The organism is Glutamicibacter sp. TV12E (assembly GCF_052441935.1).
Taxonomy (GTDB): domain Bacteria; phylum Actinomycetota; class Actinomycetes; order Actinomycetales; family Micrococcaceae; genus Glutamicibacter.
On record NZ_JBQVVF010000001.1, the window covers coordinates 858,186 to 875,610 of the forward strand.

Here is a 17,425-nt window from a genome sequence, read left to right on the forward strand (position 1 = left end):
GGCGCCCCGGGTCTTCCGCTCAATCAGTCATCGGCTCTTCGCTTCCAATGCCTATCTGGCGCCCAAGCTATGGGCCAATTCAGCTTCGATGCGCTCATTGCGGAAAACATGGCCCGCATCGAGCAGCTTGCGAGGAATAACCCACTGGTCTGCCAGGGCAAGCAACCGGGCACCCTCCGACCCGAGCAGGACTTTGGGCGCGGCCTCTGGAACTGGAATAACAGCCGGGCGCTTGAGCGCATGCGCCAGCGCGTTGGTGAATTCAGCGTTGCTCGCCATATGCGGTGCCACGGCATTGACTGGACCAGACAATTGGCCATCCCACAGAGCCCGAAGGTAGATATCCAGCAGATCATCTAGTCCAATCCACGACAAACGCTGCTGTCCGCTGCCCAGCTTTCCCCCGACGCCGGCGGCGAAAAGAGGACGCAGCACCGCGAGCATGCCACCTTTGGGCGTGAGCACGACGCCGGTTCTGATTTGGACGCTGCGAAGATCAGGCCCCGCTGCGCGAGCCGCCTCTTCCCAGCCCTGGACCACTTCAACAAGAAAGTCACGAGACTGGGCTGGCTCGGCATCGGACTCTTCGACGGCCTCTGGACCGGTGCTGGCTCCATAGATTCCTATCGCCGAAGCGCTGACAAATGTGGATACCCCCGATCGCGACGCGAGCAGGGCCAACGAGCGTGTTGGCCCGATGCGGCTCTTGAGCACGGCTTGCCGGTGCTCTTGCGTGAACCGGCCGAAAATGCTGGCTCCAGCCAGATGGATGACGGAATCGCATCCTTCCAGCAGATTTTCCGCCGGATTATCCGGATCCCAGCGCCGCTCATCTGGCGATGCCGGCGCATGTCTCACCAGCTTGATGACGCGATGGCCACCTGTGGACAAGAAGGCGCACAACGCCTCGCCAACCAAGCCGCTGGATCCAGTCACGGCAATCACCTGAGGAGCCATCCCGGCTTCAGCCGCGCTGCGGTGGGCGGCAAAATCCGCTGCCAGTTGCCGATGGCGATAAACGAGCATCTGCTCAATCCGGCGCCGCGGCACATTCGATTCGATGCGATCGCTGACCGTAGTCGCAGCTGTTCCGGCAGGCTCAAAAAAGTGCTCATGCTTCCACTTGATTGCCCGGGTCGGCAAGCCGCGGAGGCCTTCGGGCTCCAGCTGGTCGACAAACTGGCGATTTTGGGAAAACTCGAGGTGCTGGTGTTTCGCAACCCACCTTAAACCGCCGGGTATTCCCAGTACGGCAGTCCCATCCTCAAGTGATGCTGCCTCGCGAATGGCCTTCAGAGGCAGCCAAGGGGGAAGAAGGCGGACAATGGCACCCGGTCGGGAGAACCAATCGAAGACAGCGGAAGGATCTGCAGGCAGCTGGCTGGAACGTTCGATGATCATGCGCCCATCATAGGTTTCATTTTCCGCTCTGCTCCATCGCAGGGCTCGGCAGCACGGGCTACTCCCAGCTTTCCTCCGGGCCGGCTGCGTGATGCCGCACCACGCACGCGGTCAAGTTCGCGGTTTTCAGAAACGCCCCGCAGGGCGCGTAGCGATTCGAGAACTCCCGCATTCCTTCAGTCTTCTGGCCAGCACCTACGATATCGACCCGTCCTCACTGGGCATCGCCATGCCTTCGCCCGTCCTGCTCGTGCCCTCCATGGCCCAGCCTCGCAGGGCTACCCGGCAAGGGGCACGTACGTGGCGCGACCCTTAGCCCTTGAACCACTTCGGAAGAAAGCCCTGCGGGGGATCTTCGCCAACGCGCCCATCGATCGCTTCTCGGATCAGATCAGAATGGCCGGTATGCCGTCCGTACTCTTCAATCAGGTCGCAGATAATCCTGCGCACCGAGGGTTGTTGCCCCTCGAATTCCAGCCCCGATGCGGTATCCAGCGTGCCATCGTCAATAATCTGCTGCTGGATCCGCCGGCTCTTTGCTACCGCGTTGTCGTAGCGTTCGTACAGTACTCGTGGGTCTTCATCGTCTTGGACGATAAAAGGATTCTTGTCCTGCTCCAGGAATTCGAGCAAAACCTCTGGGCGCTCGCGCGCAATGAAATAGCTGAATTTCTCGTCTTCCACGGTCGCCAGATGCTGCAGCAATCCGCCCACGCTCAGCTCGCTGCTGGGCAGCCGGGCTTTGAGCTGTTCCAGGTTCAAACCATCGGCTTTGTACCGGAAAGTGGCTCGAAGGCGATCAAGCATGGCGAACAGATGTTCCTGCTCGCTGGCGAAGATTGGTGGTTCCCAGATGGGAAAGTCAGCCATGTCTAGCTCCTGAGCGATGATATGTGAGTTGAGATACCAAAGTGGTCTGTTGGGCGGATGAATTGAATAATGAGAAGTATGCCCGTTACCTCCGCCGTTTTGGAAGCCTCCCAGTGGATGCCCCTGGCCCACAGCCATGAGAATCGTGCGCGAGCCTTCGGAGAACCCTTTGTCGAACGTCGCATGACCGGTCGGAAGCATCCCATAGAGGATTTTCTTTTCACCTACTACACGCAAAAGCCTGGCCAGCTTTATCGCTGGCACCCGGGCCTGAATGTTGTGCTCACGGGCAAAGAGGCCCAGGAGCGAGCGACGTGGAAGTTCTATCGCGCAGTGGAAACCGTTCAGGGCACGGGATATGAATTTGATGTCCAGGCCTTCACCCAGGCGCGAGCTCGCGCCATAGAATTTGCCCGCGTGATCTTGGCCGGGACTTCGCAGCGGCCGGGGAATTTCGCCTGCTTTGGCCTGCATGAATGGGCGATGGCGTATAAATCGGAAGTCAACGGCATTCGGCATGAGTACCTGCCCTTGAGGCTCGGGGCCAAGGGGACCGACGCAGTAGTGGAGTCCGAGAAGATCCGGTGCACGCACTTTGACGCCTTCCGCTTTTACACGCCGCAGGCTACTGAGCTCAATGAACTGCAACCCACCCGCGAAACACAACGCGATCTGGAACAGCCCGGTTGCTTGCATGCCAACATGGACCTCTACAAGTGGGCTTACAAGCTTTCCCCTGCTGTCCCCAGCAGTTTGGTGATGGATTGCTTCGAACTCGCGTGGGATATCCGCACGATGGACATGCAGGCCTCGCCTTATGACTTGGCCGGTTGGGGCCACGAACCTATTCGGATTGAGACTCCCTCCGGCAAGGCCGAATACATCCGGAGGCAAAAGGAGTTTGCGTCGCGAGCGGATCACTTGCGACTCAAATTGCTGGAGGTTGCCAACAGCCTGCAGCTTGCACCAAAAGACTAGTATTCAGCCACAGCACAACGCACAATGTCCCTGTGGGCATCACGGATATTCAACGACGGGCCGTGTCCGGCAGCTGCGTCTTGCTGCTGGCCCTTGCTGTGCCCTCCTGCGTGGCGCAGCCCCCGGCACCCTCGGAGATAAAACTGGAAATCATCGTCAAGGCCGATGGCACTAATGTGTCCGCGCAGTACACCTTGGAATGTTCTGGCGAACAAGCAATCGAATCCAGTACCTTGCCCGATGCCGCCGCTGCCTGCGCAAGGCTGAACCAGCATCCAAGCCTCGCAGCACCATCTCTCGATCCGGCGACTGCGTGCACGGAAATCTACGGTGGACCGCAGCGCGCCAAGGTCTCCGGAACAGTCCACGGACAGCTAATTGACAGTGAATTCTCCCGCTCTAATGGCTGTTTGATAAGCCAGTGGGAGGATGCGGAATTCCTTTTCAATTCCGGACTTTGAGAGCAACAATCATCAATTTAGTTGGGTAAATCAACTACTATTAGAAGACTATGGATTTTTTCCTGCTGATCATTGGATTGTTATTCGCCACTATTCTGATCGTTGGCATCGGCGAGCGCATTAAGTTGCCGTACCCGATCCTGATGCTCATTTTCGCGACGCTGGCGGGTTTTCTCCCGTTCATGCCCGAAATGCATATCGATCCAGAATTGATCCTGCCAATTTTCTTGCCGCCGCTGCTTTTTGCTACAGCGCAGCGAAGCAGTTGGTCGGTATTCCGTTTCCGATGGAAAGCCCTGATCCGCCTAGCCGTGGTCCTCATCGTGGTCACTGCGGGCGCCGTTGCCGCCACGGCGTTGGCATTCTCCCCCATCGTCTCCATCCCTTTGGCGCTGGCCCTTGGCGCCATTGTCGCGCCGCCTGACCCGGTAGCGGTGGATGCCATCGCCACCAAGGTGAACATGCCACGGCGGTTGACCTCGCTGCTGGAAACCGAAGGGCTGTTCAACGATGCCATGGCCATCGTGATCTTCCAGCTGGCCGTCCAAGCAACCGTCAACAATTCAGAAGTCGGCTTGGAGATCATCCCGCAGTTCCTCATCGGCGCCGCAGGCGCCGTGGTCCTGGGCCTGGCCATGGGCTGGGTCATCGGTGCGCTGAACCGCTTCGTCCCCAATCTTGCCGCCCGTTGCGCAGCCACCCTCGTGGCTCCATACGCGGTGTACATGCTCGCCGAGGAAATCCATGTTTCCGGCGTGATCGCGGTGGTGGTCACCGCCCTTGAAATGGTCCGGCGCGACCGCCCCCAGGACTCTGCGGAACGATTGACCCGCCAGGCCTTCTGGGAAGTGCTCGAGCTGCTGGCTACCGGCCTGGCCTTCGGCCTCATGGGCATCGAAATGAATCAAGTCATCCAGGAAGAAGGAAGCAACCTGATTGGCTACATTCCTGGCATTGCGGCAATCTGCTTTGTGGTCATCGCGGTACGTGCCCTGTGGATGCTGGTGACCTATTACCTGCCCAACCGCACCGAGACCAAGATTCCTGCCCGCAAGGACGCATTGGTTCTGACCTGGTGCGGCATGCGCGGACTGGCAACGCTGGCTTTGGCCTTGGCACTGCCTCATGCAACTGCCGATGGCACGGTTATTGAAGAGCGCAACTTCGTCGTGGTGGCCGCGTGCTCGGTGCTGCTGTGCACCTTGGTGCTGCCGGGCCTGTCCCTGCCGTCCTTGATGCGCGTCCTGAAGCTGCGCAACAACGAGCAGGATACCAAGCGTGCTCGTCGCGCGCTGGCCCGTCGCGCCGAAGCTGTTGCGATGTCCGCGCTGCGCAACAACGTTGACCTGCAGGAACTTCCGGAAAACTACCAGCAGGCGGTTCGACGTCGCATGAATTCCCTGCACTCGATCCTGGCCAAGGATCCGGACCCGCACGATGCCATTTCCGACGAGAAGTACACCCAGATTCGCGCTGTGATCGCCAAAGCCGATTCGATTCAGGCTATCGCCTTGGAGGCGGCCCGCGACGAGCTGCTCAAGGCCCGGCGCGAACCGAACATCGATCCGCATCTGGTGGATGAGATTGTCGTGCGGCTGGACCGGCGCACCGCAACCCTGGACCGCTAGGAGGCTTTGCGCTCCAGCTTCACGATGACCTCATAGTGGTCGGTCTGCGGGAACATGTCCATGACGCGCGCCAGTTGTGGCGTGTAGTTCCCCATGCGTTCCAGGTCGCGGGCCAGGGACTTGGCGTCGCAGCTGGAGTAGATCACATGCTGGATATCCGAATCGTTCAGCCACGTCGCCAGCTCGGCCGAGATTCCTCGTCGCGGTGGATTCACAATCACCGCGTCCGGAGCCCAGCCTGCGTTCAGTGCAAACTCGGTGGCATCCTGGGCGACAAAGTGGGTGTCGCCCAGCCCCAGGGAATCGGCGCTGGTCTTGGCCGCGGCCACCGCCTCGGTGCTGGTTTCGATGCCGTAGACGGCGCGGCCCTCGCCAGCGCAATGCAGTGCGAAGCCACCGACCCCGCTGTACAAATCCCAGACACTCTCGGGATCGATATCATCGATCCACTGTCGCGCTTGCCGATACAAGGCAGCGGCAATTTCGGTATTGGTCTGGAAGAAGCCCTGCGGGCGCAGGTGCATGGGCACACCGTTCAGCCCGAATTCCAAAGTGGTGCGGCGGGTCAGGATGATCTCTTCCTCGCCCTCCAGCACGGCCTTGTGTTCTGGCAGGAAATTCACCGAAACGACACTGTGGCGCGGCAGCTGCTCAAGGAACTGCGGAAGCGAATCGCGCAGAGCCACGAAGTGCTTTTTAGTGCGGAGCACCCATCGCACCATCACGGATCCGGTGTCCGACAAAGTGAGGATCACATGCTTGAGCTCGCCTTTGCGCTGCGGAACGCTATAGGGCACGAGCTTCAGCTCTTTGATGAAGTTCTCGATGACCGGGAACAGCGAACGCAAAGCCGGCGCGATAACCCCGCAATTGCGCAGGTCTATGCCGTGTCCATCGGCGTCAAGAATGCCGATGGTGGGTTGCGCGGTTGTACCGGAAATCACCATCTTCGCTTTGTTGCGAAAACCTTGTTCGCTGCTGGCTTGGGCCGGAAGGAATTTGAGCGAGTCGAAGCCCGAGAGCAGGTGCTGGCAATCTTCTACTTTTGCTTGCAATTGCTGGGCATAGGGAACCGTCATTTGGGTGCACGAACGGCAACGGGAGGCTGAAAAGTAGAGACATTCCATGATACTTATAATTTTAGCGAAGTTCTCCGTTGCCGAACGCCAAGAATTCTTGGCGCTGATTGACCGCAAATTTTCAGCTTCAAGCGCTAGGCTCGCATTTGAAAACAGAAGCTTACAAGTTGTGTCCTCAGTCAGCTGCGACAGTTGCGGGGATCGGCTGTTTAAACCGCGAAAGGACAGATGGCACTTCGAACCGGGCTCTCCACGCACCGTCGTGGCATCGCTTTATTTGCTCTTCCGCTGGCTGCGGCAATCGGTGCCTGCACTAGTTGCGCAGCTTCCGCGCCCCAGGCCCTTGAAGCTCCGAACAGCAGCCCCGTGGCCAGCGCTACGCCCAAGGCCACGTCGTCGACTCCGCAAGAAAACACTGTTCCGCAGTCTTCGACCAGTTCGGAGCCTGATTCCCATTCTTCTGCACCGTCAATGTCTGCCCCAGCGCAAAGCAGCGCACCGGAAACTATCAGCGCCAGCAGCAACGAACCGAGCGCCGCAAGTTCTCAGTCCACGCTATCGCCTTTAGCTTCCGGGGCTGCCTCTGGCGCCTCGCTGAAAGCGATGACTCCAGCCTCCCCGACTCTGCCTGCTGCTGCACGCAAGCTCTACGCTGCTATTGATTCCGGCAATCTCAACGCCGTGAAGAAGTCGTTGAAGGCCGGAGTAGATCTGAACGTCAAGGATGCTGCGGGGCGCACCCCGCTCATGCGTGCGGTCATCGTCAAGGATGAGTTGATCGCCGAGGCTCTGCTCGACGCCGGAGCTGACCCAAACGTCAAGGACGAGTACCAGGAATCGCCGTTCCTGCGCGCCAGCGCCAATGGCTTGACCGGCGCCCTCCAGGCTTTCATCAATGACGGGGCCAATGTGCACGAGCTCAGCCGCATGGGTGGAACCGCATTGACCGTCGCCAGCGAAAACAGCCAGGTTGCCGCCGTGCGCATCCTGTTGCACACCGATATCGACATCGACCACGTCAATGATCTGGGCTGGACCGCCCTGCACGAGACCATTGTGCTCGGCCAGGGCACCAACAACTCTGTGAACATTGCCCAAATGCTCATCACCAATGGCGCGAATCCACGGTTGAAAGACCGCACCGGTGCCGATGCGTTCAAGCTGGCCCGCGAACGCCAGCAGACGCAGATGCTGAATATGCTTCAGTCGGCCAGCAACCGCTAATCCCTACAGGGCGTCAAGGTAGAACCACGCCCCGTTTTCGCGCACGAAAGTGCTGACTTCATGCTGCTGGGCTTCTCGTTGGCCCTCAATATAGTGCGCCGCAAATTCCACCACGCCACGGCTCGCTTCCGCGCCACCGCTGCGCGTTGTGATGATTTCCAGCCCAGTCCAGCGCATCTGCGGATCAAGTTCCAATTCCTGGGGGCGCGTACTTACATGCCAGGTCGCCAGCAAATACGGCACCAGGCCCCTTACGAAGGCGCTATACCGTGAGCGCATCAGCTGCTCAGCGGTTTCAGGCAATGCGGATCCATCCGCCCGCCCGTCATGAAAGCGTTGGCAGCACTCTTGGTAGCTGAGCTTGAGCGAGTCCAGCTCCCGGCAAGGACACGTTGTCTGACTAGAGTTTTTCACGCTTACAGAATACGCTCATGGAACCATCTTGCACCTCGTGAGCCAAAGATCACATGGCTTTTATCCAGCGATATCGGGTGCTATGGCACACAGGCACATCTGGCCCATCACATTCACGGGTAGACTATGAAGGCAAGCTCGCGGAGCGCCAAATCCCCCTGGTGTGAGACGGCATCTCCGTGTGGCATTTAACTTAACCTCGCCAACAGGAGATATGCCGGATGCCCCGCATCGTTGTAGATGTCATGCTCAAGCCAGAAATCCTTGACCCTCAGGGCAAGGCCATCGCGGGAGCACTTCCCCGCCTAGGCTTCACCTCCTTCGAAGCTGTCCGCCAGGGCAAGCGCTTTGAACTTTCCGTGGACGGCGAGGTGACCGAAGAAATCCTCGCCCAGGCGCGCGAGGCAGCAGAAACCCTGCTCTCCAACCCGGTGATCGAAGATGTCGTCAACGTCGAGGTAGTCGAAGACTAATGAGCACCGAACTCCCCCTGATTGGCGACTACTCAACGCCAAGCACTGAACTTTCCGGAGCACGCATCGGCGTGGTGACCTTCCCGGGCACCCTCGATGACCGTGATGCCGCTCGTGCCGTGCGCGCCGCCGGTGCCGAAGCCGTGTCCCTGTGGCACGCCGACACCGATCTGCAGGACGTTGACGCCGTGGTGATCCCCGGCGGCTTCTCCTACGGCGACTACCTGCGTGCCGGCGCGATCTCGCGCTTCGCACCGATGATGGCCAAGATCGCGGACGCCGCGAACTCCGAGGCCAAGCTGCCGGTACTGGGCATTTGCAACGGCTTCCAGATCCTCACCGAGTCGCACCTGCTGCCCGGTTCAATGATCAAGAACGACCACCTGAAGTTCATCTGCCGCGACCAGCTGCTGCGCGTGGAGAACAACCAGACCGCATGGACCAACGGGTTCGAGGCTGGCCAGGAGATCACCATCGTGCTCAAGAACCAGGACGGCCAGTACGTGGCTGACGAGAAGGTGCTGGACGAGCTCGAAGCGGAAAACCGCATTGCGTTCTCCTACGTGGGCTGGAACCCGAACGGTTCGCGCCGCTCGATCGCCGGCATCAGCAACAAGGCTGGCAACGTGGTGGGCCTCATGCCGCACCCGGAGCACGCCATTGAGGTCGGCTTTGGCCCGGACGCGCGCGGCACCGACGGCCTGACCTTCTTCACCAGTGTTCTGACCCACCTTGTTGGAGGAAAAAAGTGAGCCAGGAAGTCACCAAGGAATTCAACATCGATACCGTTGAAAACGCCGCTGGCACCCCGGATGTAGAACTGCCCTGGGCAGAGCTGGGCCTGAAGGACAACGAGTTTGCCGAGATCGTCAAGATCCTGGGCCGTCGTCCGACCGCCGCGGAATTGGCCATGTACTCGGTGATGTGGTCCGAGCACTGCTCGTACAAGTCCACCAAGAACCACCTTCGCCAGTTCGGCCAGAAGGTGACGCCCGAGATGAAGAAGGACCTGATGGTCGGCATCGGCGAAAACGCCGGTGTCACCGACCTGGGCGACGGCTGGGCCGTGACCTTCAAGATCGAGTCGCACAACTCCCCTTCCTATGTCGAGCCATACCAGGGTGCCGCTACCGGCATCGGCGGCATCGTTCGCGACATCATCTCCATGGGTGCCCGCCCGATCGCCGTGATGGACCCGCTGCGCTTCGGCGCCATCGACCATGAGGACTCGCAGCGCGTGGTGCACGGCGTGGTCTCCGGCATCGGCGGCTACGGCAACTCGCTGGGCCTGCCGAACATCGGCGGCGAAACCGTGTTCGACCCGATCTACCAGGGTAACCCGCTGGTCAACGCGCTGGCTGTCGGCGCGCTGCGCCACGAGGACCTGCGCCTGGCCAACGCCTCGGGCGTGGGCAACAAGGTCGTGCTCTTCGGCGCCCGCACCGGCGGCGACGGCATCGGCGGTGCCTCGGTGCTGGCCTCGGAGTCCTTCGACGACACCAAGCCATCCAAGCGCCCTGCCGTCCAGGTTGGCGACCCGTTCGCCGAGAAGGTGCTCATCGAGTGCTGCCTGGAGCTGTTCAAGGCCTCGCTGGTCGAGGGCATCCAGGACCTGGGCGCCGCGGGCATCTCCTGCGCCACGTCCGAGCTGGCATCCAACGGCGAAGGCGGCATGCAGGTCGAACTGACCGACGTGCTGCTGCGCGACTCCACCCTGACCCCGGGCGAAATCCTTATGTCGGAGTCCCAAGAACGCATGATGGCCGTGGTCACCCCCGAGAACGTCGAGGCGTTCGAGGCCGTTATGGCCAAGTGGAACGTGGAGTACTCCTGGCTGGGCGAGGTGACCGACACCGACCGGTTGATCATCACCTGGAAGGGCGAAGTCATCGTGGACGTGGACCCGAAGACCGTCGCCCACGACGGCCCGGTCTACGACCGCCCATACGCCCGCCCGGAATGGCAGGATGCGCTGCAGGCAGATACCTTCAAGTCCTCGGAGGCCGGCAAGAACCTGCCAGCAACCGGCGAGGAGCTGAAGGCTGCCGTTCTGGAGCTGATTGCCAGCCCGAACATGTGCGACAAGTCCTGGATCACCAACCAGTACGACCGCTATGTTGGCGGCAACACCGCGCTGGCTTCCCCGGATGATTCCGGCGTGGTCCGCATCGACGAATCCACCGGCCTGGGCGTTGCCATCGCTACCGATGCCAACGGCCGCTATACCTACCTGGACCCGTACGCCGGCGCCCAGCTGGCACTGGCCGAGTCCTACCGCAACGTCGCCACCTCCGGTGCGATCCCTGCGGCTGTCTCGGACTGCCTGAACTACGGTTCCCCCGAGAACCCGGATGTCATGTGGCAGCTGGCCGAGGGCATCCGCGGCCTGTCCGACGCCTGCATGGAGCTCGGCGTTCCGGTGACCGGCGGCAACGTCTCGCTGTACAACCAGACCGGCGACAAGCCGATCCACCCGACCCCAGTGGTTGCCACCTTGGGCAAGTTCGACGACATCGCCCGCCGCACCCCTTCAGGCTGGCGCGAAGAAGCCGACGGCCAGGCGATTTACCTGATCGGTTCCACCAAGGATGAGCTCGATGGCTCCGAGTTCGCCAACCTGCGCGGCCACCTCGGCGGCCTTCCTCCCAAGGTTGACTTGGCAGCGGAGAAGGAACTGGGCGCGATCCTGATCAATGCCAGCCGCGATGGCATGATCGATTCGGCTCACGACCTGTCCGAAGGCGGCCTGGCTGCTGCCCTGTCCGAGATGGTTCTGCGCTTCGGCGTCGGCGCTCGTGTAGCACTGGACGAGATCAAGGACCGTGACGGCATCGATTCCTTCACTGCCCTGTTCTCCGAAACCCAGGCTCGTGCCGTGGTTGCAGTTCCACGGAGCGAAGAGGTTCGCTTCAACGACATGACCAGCGCTCGCGGTGTCACCGTGGCCCGTCTGGGCATTGTTGATGCACAGTCCGGTTCCTTGGAAGTCCAGGGCGAATTCACCGTGTCGGTGGACGAGCTTCGCGAGGCTAACGAAGGCACCATGAAGAAGTACTTCGGCTAGGCCTTGGCCCACGCCTGAACGGCGGTTCTCCTAATTGAGGAGAACCGCCGTTTTTTGTTCCAGCAGGACTATTTGGCGCTGAGCACTTCTTCGAGTTTTTCGCCGTTGACAAGAATCTGGGCCTGGCCGGCACCAGCGGCGGTCATTGCGGTGTATTCGAGTTGTCCGATCATTCGCGGATCGTCGCAGATGCCGCCGGAGCTCACGGTTCCGCTCAGCTCAACGCTCACCGAATCGCCTTTCACGGTTGATGAAACATAGTCTAGGTCGGAACTGGCCAAGGCATTGCGCAATCCGGAACCTCCTAGTTCTTGTTCATCATCGTCGAGGAGGGCGACCACCGAGGCTTCGATCTGGTTGGTGAATTCCACGGGCACGGTTTCAGTTGAGACCAGTGAATCGCCGCAGCCGATCTTCGGACCGGATTTTCCCTCATCGCCTACGGCAACGTAGAACAGGGTCAGCGCACCTGTCATCTGGTCAGCTGAGCTTCCAGTTGCCGCAGAAGTCGCTGGCATGCTTGCTGCGGCAGAATCTGTCGCCGGTTGTGTGCTTTGCGCAGGAGCCGAATTTTCGGCTGTCGTTGGAGAGGCCGGCCTTTCTGACGCTTCGCCGCCAGGGCTTGAACTGCAGCCGGCGATTGACAGTAGCACCCCAAGAACAAGCGCCATCGGCCCTGCAGAGGATTGTTGAGCGCGCATGATTCCCTCCTTGCGATTCCCGTACACCGGGTTTTTCTACCGTAGGTCCGCTTGGCAAGCCCAATCCAGCATGAATCCGTTGCAGTTCAACATCTTTTGCGATATCAGCGGCAACCGCCGAAGTACGCCGCCTAGAACTAGTTGACACGTCAATAATATTGGATATAATTGATGCATCAACTTATTTTGAAGAGGGAGCGGTCATGAACGCCATCGAGAATATCGAATTCGGCATCGACACTTTCGGAGATGTGCCCAGTGCGGAATCCGGCCAGCTGCTGACCCAGGCACAGGCCATCCGCGCCACGGTGCAGGAGGCCATCGTTGCCGATCAGGCAGGCGTGGATGTTATTGCCGTCGGTGAGCACCATCGTCCGGAATACACTATTTCCAGCCCGGAAACGGTGCTGGCCGGAATCGCCACCGCAACGGAAAATATTCGCCTTGGCTCCGGCGTGACCGTTTTGTCATCCGATGATCCGGTACGCGTATTCCAGCGCTTCGCTACGGTGGACGCGCTATCCAACGGACGCGCCGAAGTCATGCTGGGGCGCGGCTCCTTCACCGAATCCTTTCCGCTGTTCGGATACGACATGGCCGACTACGAAGTCCTCTTTGAGGAGAAAATCGACCTGTTCCACAAGCTGCTCGAAGAGAAGCCGGTAACCTGGCAAGGCACCAAGCGTGCACCGCTCACGGATATGGATATCTTCCCCAAGACCGAATCCGGGCGGCTGCGCACCTGGGTCGGCGTAGGCGGCTCCCCGCAATCCGTGATCCGAGCGGCGCATTACGGTTTCCGCATGATGCTGGCCGTCATCGGCGGATCTCCTGAACGCTTTGCACCTTACGTGGACCTTTACCGCCGGGCCAATGAACAGTTCGGGCACCAGAACACACCAGTGGGCTTGCACTCCCCCGGCTTCGTGGCAGACACCGATGAACTGGCCCGTGAATACATGTTTGACGCCTACAAGGCACAGCGCGACCGGATCGGCGCGACGCGCGGCTGGCCTCCGATGAGCCGCTCAGAATTTGAGCACGAAGCCAGCGAGGGCTCACTCTACATCGGATCCCCCGAAACCGTGGCCCGCAAGATCGCCAACACCGTGAAGACGCTGGACATCGGCCGCTTCGATTTGATCTACTCCGGCGGCGCCGTAGAAGCCGGTGCGCGACTTCACGCCGTGGAGCTATACGGCAACAAGGTCATCCCGCTAGTCCGGGAAATGCTCGCCGAGCAACCGGTCCCAGCTGGACGATAATCACCTGCGAGGAAATGAACATGGCACTGCAGAAAATTGGCATCCTTGGCGCCGGGAAGATCGGCACTGCATTGGCACGGCTGGCCGTAAAAGCGGGCCACGAGGTGCTTATCGCCGGATCCGGGGACCCCAGCACCATCGCCTTGACCATCGAGATCCTGACCCCGGGAGCGGTGGCTGTTGATGCGGCCACCGCTGCCAGTGAAGCTGATGTGGTTTTCCTGGCCCTGCCGCTGGGCAAGTACCAGAACATCCCTGTCCAGCAGCTGTCAGGCAAGCTGGTGGTCGATGCGATGAATTATTGGTGGGAAACCGATGGCATCCGAGAGGATCTGAACGGCCCGGACGTCTCCACCAGCGAATTGATCCAGGACTTCCTCGCCGGCGCGCGCGTGGTCAAGGCCTTCAACCACATGGGATACCACGACCTTGAGGAAGAAGCCCGGCCGGAAGGCAATGAACGCAAGGCCATCGCCATCGCCGGAAATGGTGCTGCGGATGTCAATGAGGTGGCCCAGCTGGTTGACGCCTTCGGCTTTGATCCGCTCCGCATCGGCACCTTGGCTGAAGGCGTACGCCTGCAGCCGGGCCAGCCGGCGTTTGGCGCCAATCAGCCCATGGCCCAGCTGTCCGAACTGATCAGCTCGGCCAGCTTGGCCACCTCAGCCTAGCTTTGCGGTTCCACTTCGATTGCAAAGCTTCGGATCCGCGCTGGCGCTACTGCCCAGCGCGCCCGCGCGCTGCTGACTCGATAAGGTTGTCCCCGGCCAAAGCATGGCCCTTTTCCACGGCGTTGGCCCACTCGGCGCTGGGCGCAACAGCCGCCCAGCTGGAGTTCAATACGGCCATCAGTGTTTCGTGGACCTGTTGCGCCGGAATTGCACCCGCCGCGTTGGCAATGTCGATGGCGCCGGTAGCATCAGAAAGCACTTCCACCTTAAAGCCCAGTGGTTCAGCAGCTGCGGCGGAGCCAATGACGCAGTTGTTTGTCATGTAGCCAACCAGCGTAAGCGTATCGATCTCCCGATCTCGAAGCCAGGACTCCAAACCGGTGCCCGCAAAAATACTGGCGAAATTCTTGGTGAAGCTATGCTCAACCATATTCAAGCGTTCCGAGATTTGGGGGTGCAGCGCAAAGGTTGACGATTCCGGGGCAAACACCGGGAACCCCTCCGGGGCCTGATGCTGAACCACAACTACGGGGATCTGGGCCTGTCGCGCAACGTCTATCGAGCGCGCGATGGCCGACACTGACTGTTCACGGTCGGGATACTGAATCTGCAGAAGACCTTCAAAGTACTCCTGCTGGGCGTCGATAATGATCAATGCTCGACGTGGTGTTTCCATTGTTTTCTCTCCATCTTCTAGGTGTTGTGCCGGTGGTGGCGAATGCCGGGATCAGTTTTGGTAATGCTCAGCCAGCAGCCGCAGAGTTTGTGCCGCGGTGCCTTGCGAATAGCTTGTCGTCACTAGCATCAGCTCATCGGCATCGGTCGATGCATGCAGCGCCTCGAGCCGCCGGGCCACTTGTTCAGCAGTTCCGGCAAGGGTGCGCTGGGCATACATCTGGATTATGGCCTGCTCCTGCACTGTCGCTGGATATTCGGCCACCTCTTTCGGATCCAAGAGCTTGAAAGATTCGCGCTTGAACATCCGCAACATCGCCATCGCGGTGCTGGTGGCTTCCGCCTTGGCGAATTCGGCGTCACGGCTGGCGATGGCGCTGAGACTGACCATCACGTACGGAGCGCCCAAAACCTTGGAGGGCGTAAAGTTGTCCCGATAGATGCGCAGTGCCGTATCAATATCAGCGTCCCCGAATTGCAGGGCAAAAGCGTAGGGGCGGCCAAGGCGCGCGGCCAATTGAGCGGAATACGGCGATGAGCCCAGAATCCACAACGGGGTCTGACGTCCTGGCGCAGCAATCCGATTCTCTTTGTTTTGCCAAGGTCCCGGCACGGAATGCACCTGGCTATATGGATGATGTTCGGGGAAATCATCGGCGAGGAATCCCAAGAGTTCGGCAACTTGCTCATCAAATGATTCGGCGCCTGAATTCTCCCTACGCAAAGCCGAAGCTGTGGCTCCATCGGTTCCCGGAGCGCGCCCAACTCCAAGATCAATTCGGCCTGGAGCCAGTGCTTCGAGCATGCCGAATTGCTCCGCAACGATCAGCGGCGCATGATTTGGCAGCATGATCCCGCCCGCTCCGAGTCGGATCCGCTGGGTGTCCGCGGTAAGCCGAGCCATCATCAATGGGGGCGAAGCGACGGACAGAGCTGGCATCGCGTGATGCTCCGACATCCAAAAACGGTGATAGCCCAATCGATCGGCGGTTTTGGCGGTCTCGATGGTGTCGTTCAAGCCTTCTTGTGCAGACTGGCCCACTCCCGGACCACCGCCGGCATGGGCGGACAGGCCGAAGGGAGCTGAGCCGAACAATGGCGCAGGATGCAATGCAGAACTCATTTCTCACGTTTATTGTCATTTTTACCGTGATGCTAAGACTAGCATTAAATCACGTTAAAACAATCCTGATACCATGAGGTTATGCTTCAAATGCCGCTTCCTCCGAGCCCAGGTGCACAGGAACACTGCAGTATCGACTTGGTCAACAGTGAAATCCAGCTACCCAGCAACAAGAGTTTTGATGCGCTAGCTACGCCTGAATCAACAACGCAGTGGCTCATCGAGCGGAACTTAGTCCCCCACGAGGCATCCCTGCAGGCTTATTGCCAGAACCGCCTGGCGACGTTGCGCGCCCAAATTCGCGAAGCCTTCATCGCAAGCACGTCGGGAACAGAAATTGGCCGAGAAGCATTGCGGGGCATCAATGGAGCACTGCTGGCGGCCCCCAACACTGCTCTGCTCAGGCAGGAGAACGGCAAAGGATTTTTCCGCGCTCTTGAGCACCCAGCGACGCAACTCACCGAGCACGCGCTCGCCGCTTTGGCAGAAGACGCTGCCTCGCTGCTCAGTGGCGATGAAGCGGACCAGCTGGCTCAATGCGAAGCAGAACCATGCAAGCGATTCCTCCTCAGAACCCACGGCCGCAGACAATGGTGCTCAACTCGTTGCGGAGACCGAGTTCGCGCTGCCCGTTCCTACGCACGCAAGAAGGAACAAAAGCTCTAGCCTCGCCTGTGCCTCGGGAGCGCAGAGCATCTAGAGCACCTCGTTCGAAGGTTCGGCAGGGAACGGGTGGAAATCGGTCTGCAGTCCAGTGCCCGCAGAAGCACGGGTTAATGCTTGAGGGACAAACCCTGGTCAGGAAGTGCCCCTTAAAGACCGAAGCAGCCCGCCTCCGAAAGGAGAACGGACTGCCATCAACAAGCAAACAGGCCCTTAGATCTTCTTGACGATTGACGACTTCAGTTCCATCTGGCCAAAGCCGTCAACTTTGGCAGCGATATCATGATCGCCAGAGCCAGGAGTCAACCGAATATTGCGCACCTTGGTTCCAGCTTTCAGCGCGCTCTGGGCACCCTTGACCTTCATCGTCTTGGTGATGCTGACAGTATCGCCGTCCTGCAGAACGTTGCCTACTGCGTCCTTGATGACAGTTTCAATTGACTCGGATTCCTCGGCGCTCGCGTTCCATTCATGAGCGCATTCCGGGCAGACCAGCAATGCATCAAGTTCGTAGGTGTACTCGCTGGAGCACTGGGGGCACGGTGGCAATGTATCAGGCATGCGGCTAATTTTAGTTACTCCGAACTCCCATTGTCGAACGACTCGAATATCGAATAATCCTTGCAGAAAGATGCAACGACCTTCAGGCTGGCCGCCTTCCGCGAACCCAGAGCACTGCTTTAAAACCACTTGTTTTGTTCACCTTGTTTCGCTCATACTCAGGCATACGAGCTG

Annotated in this window: 18 protein-coding genes; 10 read left to right on the forward strand and 8 right to left on the reverse strand. The window is 59.7% G+C overall.

All coding sequences use genetic code 11. The annotated features are described in order from the left end of the window. Positions 1–51 precede the first annotated feature (51 nt). Both ACT7DV_RS03890 and ACT7DV_RS03895 read right to left on the reverse strand, forming a co-directional pair. Entirely contained in the window at positions 52–1,401 is a 1,350-nt protein-coding gene (locus ACT7DV_RS03890) for a TIGR01777 family oxidoreductase (RefSeq protein ID WP_444660969.1), read from the reverse strand. A 312-nt stretch (positions 1,402–1,713) separates the two neighbouring features. Further along, positions 1,714–2,271 carry a mycothiol transferase gene (locus tag ACT7DV_RS03895; protein WP_444660970.1) on the reverse strand — a complete coding sequence of 186 codons (558 nt, stop codon included), beginning with the start codon at positions 2,269–2,271 and terminating at the stop codon, positions 1,714–1,716. Between the two features lie 69 nt (positions 2,272–2,340). Between ACT7DV_RS03895 and ACT7DV_RS03900 the strand changes: the two genes are divergently transcribed. Genes ACT7DV_RS03900 through ACT7DV_RS03910 form a run of 3 tightly spaced genes read left to right on the forward strand, consistent with a single transcriptional unit; the run spans position 2,341 to position 5,338 of the window. Next, positions 2,341–3,249 (forward strand): 3-methyladenine DNA glycosylase, encoded by a 909-nt coding sequence (locus ACT7DV_RS03900; protein ID WP_444660971.1) that lies wholly within the window; start codon positions 2,341–2,343, stop codon positions 3,247–3,249. Between the two features lie 32 nt (positions 3,250–3,281). After that, complete coding sequence (locus tag ACT7DV_RS03905) at positions 3,282–3,710, forward strand: hypothetical protein (protein ID WP_444660972.1); 429 nt, start codon at positions 3,282–3,284, stop codon at positions 3,708–3,710. Positions 3,711–3,760: 50 nt separating this feature from the next. Continuing rightward, complete coding sequence (locus ACT7DV_RS03910; RefSeq protein ID WP_444660973.1) at positions 3,761–5,338, forward strand: cation:proton antiporter; 1,578 nt, start codon at positions 3,761–3,763, stop codon at positions 5,336–5,338. Here the strand turns inward: ACT7DV_RS03910 and ACT7DV_RS03915 are convergent. Beyond that, the gene (locus tag ACT7DV_RS03915) at positions 5,335–6,465 is read right to left on the reverse strand and encodes a methyltransferase domain-containing protein (protein ID WP_444660974.1); all 1,131 of its coding nucleotides are present in this window, start codon (positions 6,463–6,465) and stop codon (positions 5,335–5,337) included. The genes ACT7DV_RS03910 and ACT7DV_RS03915 overlap by 4 nt on opposite strands. A 180-nt stretch (positions 6,466–6,645) precedes the next feature. Between ACT7DV_RS03915 and ACT7DV_RS03920 the strand changes: the two genes are divergently transcribed. After that, complete coding sequence (locus tag ACT7DV_RS03920) at positions 6,646–7,641, forward strand: ankyrin repeat domain-containing protein (RefSeq protein ID WP_444660975.1); 996 nt, start codon at positions 6,646–6,648, stop codon at positions 7,639–7,641. Positions 7,642–7,644: 3 nt separating this feature from the next. Here ACT7DV_RS03920 and ACT7DV_RS03925 read toward each other — a convergent pair whose 3' ends face one another. Next, positions 7,645–8,055, reverse strand: coding sequence for a YchJ family protein (locus tag ACT7DV_RS03925; RefSeq protein ID WP_444660976.1), 411 nt, complete (start codon positions 8,053–8,055; stop codon positions 7,645–7,647). Positions 8,056–8,276: 221 nt separating this feature from the next. On the opposite strand from ACT7DV_RS03925, the gene purS reads away from it, so the two are divergent. From purS to purL, 3 genes are read left to right on the forward strand one after another with little or no spacing between them, the layout of a single operon-like run. Beyond that, complete coding sequence (gene purS, locus ACT7DV_RS03930; RefSeq protein ID WP_038991933.1) at positions 8,277–8,528, forward strand: phosphoribosylformylglycinamidine synthase subunit PurS; 252 nt, start codon at positions 8,277–8,279, stop codon at positions 8,526–8,528. Then, positions 8,528–9,280 (forward strand): phosphoribosylformylglycinamidine synthase subunit PurQ, encoded by a 753-nt coding sequence (purQ, locus tag ACT7DV_RS03935; RefSeq protein ID WP_060700452.1) that lies wholly within the window; start codon positions 8,528–8,530, stop codon positions 9,278–9,280. The genes purS and purQ overlap by 1 nt, the downstream gene beginning before the upstream one ends. Continuing rightward, positions 9,277–11,592, forward strand: coding sequence for a phosphoribosylformylglycinamidine synthase subunit PurL (gene purL, locus ACT7DV_RS03940; protein ID WP_444660977.1), 2,316 nt, complete (start codon positions 9,277–9,279; stop codon positions 11,590–11,592). The genes purQ and purL overlap by 4 nt, the downstream gene beginning before the upstream one ends. Positions 11,593–11,660: 68 nt before the next feature. Here purL and ACT7DV_RS03945 read toward each other — a convergent pair whose 3' ends face one another. Continuing rightward, the gene (locus tag ACT7DV_RS03945; RefSeq protein ID WP_444660978.1) at positions 11,661–12,110 is read right to left on the reverse strand and encodes a GerMN domain-containing protein; all 450 of its coding nucleotides are present in this window, start codon (positions 12,108–12,110) and stop codon (positions 11,661–11,663) included. Between the two features lie 386 nt (positions 12,111–12,496). Between ACT7DV_RS03945 and ACT7DV_RS03950 the strand changes: the two genes are divergently transcribed. Both ACT7DV_RS03950 and ACT7DV_RS03955 read left to right on the forward strand, forming a co-directional pair. Further along, positions 12,497–13,558, forward strand: coding sequence for an LLM class flavin-dependent oxidoreductase (locus ACT7DV_RS03950; protein ID WP_444660979.1), 1,062 nt, complete (start codon positions 12,497–12,499; stop codon positions 13,556–13,558). A gap of 20 nt (positions 13,559–13,578) precedes the next feature. Beyond that, entirely contained in the window at positions 13,579–14,229 is a 651-nt protein-coding gene (locus ACT7DV_RS03955; protein WP_444660980.1) for an NADPH-dependent F420 reductase, read from the forward strand. Positions 14,230–14,275: 46 nt separating this feature from the next. Here ACT7DV_RS03955 and ACT7DV_RS03960 read toward each other — a convergent pair whose 3' ends face one another. Continuing rightward, positions 14,276–14,905 (reverse strand): cysteine hydrolase family protein, encoded by a 630-nt coding sequence (locus ACT7DV_RS03960; protein WP_444660981.1) that lies wholly within the window; start codon positions 14,903–14,905, stop codon positions 14,276–14,278. Positions 14,906–14,956: 51 nt separating this feature from the next. Beyond that, complete coding sequence (locus ACT7DV_RS03965) at positions 14,957–16,027, reverse strand: LLM class flavin-dependent oxidoreductase (RefSeq protein ID WP_444660982.1); 1,071 nt, start codon at positions 16,025–16,027, stop codon at positions 14,957–14,959. Between the two features lie 81 nt (positions 16,028–16,108). Here ACT7DV_RS03965 and ACT7DV_RS03970 point away from each other — a divergent pair, with 81 nt between their 5' ends. Next, positions 16,109–16,693: a CGNR zinc finger domain-containing protein gene (locus ACT7DV_RS03970; RefSeq protein ID WP_444660983.1), complete on the forward strand. Its 585-nt coding sequence runs from the start codon at positions 16,109–16,111 to the stop codon at positions 16,691–16,693. 210 nt (positions 16,694–16,903) lie between these two features. Here the strand turns inward: ACT7DV_RS03970 and ACT7DV_RS03975 are convergent, their stop codons facing one another. Continuing rightward, a complete protein-coding gene (locus ACT7DV_RS03975) occupies positions 16,904–17,251 on the reverse strand; it encodes a zinc ribbon domain-containing protein YjdM (RefSeq protein ID WP_060700445.1) in 348 nt (115 codons plus the stop codon). Positions 17,252–17,425: the final 174 nt, after the last annotated feature.

What these genes read in the sequence shown, in the direction of transcription:
- ACT7DV_RS03910 (WP_444660973.1), top strand. Translation starts at nt 3,761, where the DNA reads ATGGATTTTTTCCTGCTGATCATTGGATTGTTATTCGCCACTATTCTG.
- ACT7DV_RS03900 (WP_444660971.1), top strand. Translation starts at nt 2,341, where the DNA reads ATGAGAAGTATGCCCGTTACCTCCGCCGTTTTGGAAGCCTCCCAGTGG.
- ACT7DV_RS03965 (WP_444660982.1), bottom strand. Translation starts at nt 16,027, where the DNA reads ATGAGTTCTGCATTGCATCCTGCGCCATTGTTCGGCTCAGCTCCCTTC.
- ACT7DV_RS03955 (WP_444660980.1), top strand. Translation starts at nt 13,579, where the DNA reads ATGGCACTGCAGAAAATTGGCATCCTTGGCGCCGGGAAGATCGGCACT.
- ACT7DV_RS03895 (WP_444660970.1), bottom strand. Translation starts at nt 2,271, where the DNA reads ATGGCTGACTTTCCCATCTGGGAACCACCAATCTTCGCCAGCGAGCAG.
- ACT7DV_RS03945 (WP_444660978.1), bottom strand. Translation starts at nt 12,110, where the DNA reads ATGCCAGCGACTTCTGCGGCAACTGGAAGCTCAGCTGACCAGATGACA.
- ACT7DV_RS03975 (WP_060700445.1), bottom strand. Translation starts at nt 17,251, where the DNA reads ATGCCTGATACATTGCCACCGTGCCCCCAGTGCTCCAGCGAGTACACC.
- ACT7DV_RS03950 (WP_444660979.1), top strand. Translation starts at nt 12,497, where the DNA reads ATGAACGCCATCGAGAATATCGAATTCGGCATCGACACTTTCGGAGAT.
- ACT7DV_RS03920 (WP_444660975.1), top strand. Translation starts at nt 6,646, where the DNA reads ATGGCACTTCGAACCGGGCTCTCCACGCACCGTCGTGGCATCGCTTTA.
- ACT7DV_RS03915 (WP_444660974.1), bottom strand. Translation starts at nt 6,465, where the DNA reads ATGGAATGTCTCTACTTTTCAGCCTCCCGTTGCCGTTCGTGCACCCAA.
- purQ (WP_060700452.1), top strand. Translation starts at nt 8,528, where the DNA reads ATGAGCACCGAACTCCCCCTGATTGGCGACTACTCAACGCCAAGCACT.
- ACT7DV_RS03960 (WP_444660981.1), bottom strand. Translation starts at nt 14,905, where the DNA reads ATGGAAACACCACGTCGAGCATTGATCATTATCGACGCCCAGCAGGAG.
- purS (WP_038991933.1), top strand. Translation starts at nt 8,277, where the DNA reads ATGCCCCGCATCGTTGTAGATGTCATGCTCAAGCCAGAAATCCTTGAC.
- ACT7DV_RS03890 (WP_444660969.1), bottom strand. Translation starts at nt 1,401, where the DNA reads ATGATCATCGAACGTTCCAGCCAGCTGCCTGCAGATCCTTCCGCTGTC.
- ACT7DV_RS03970 (WP_444660983.1), top strand. Translation starts at nt 16,109, where the DNA reads ATGCTTCAAATGCCGCTTCCTCCGAGCCCAGGTGCACAGGAACACTGC.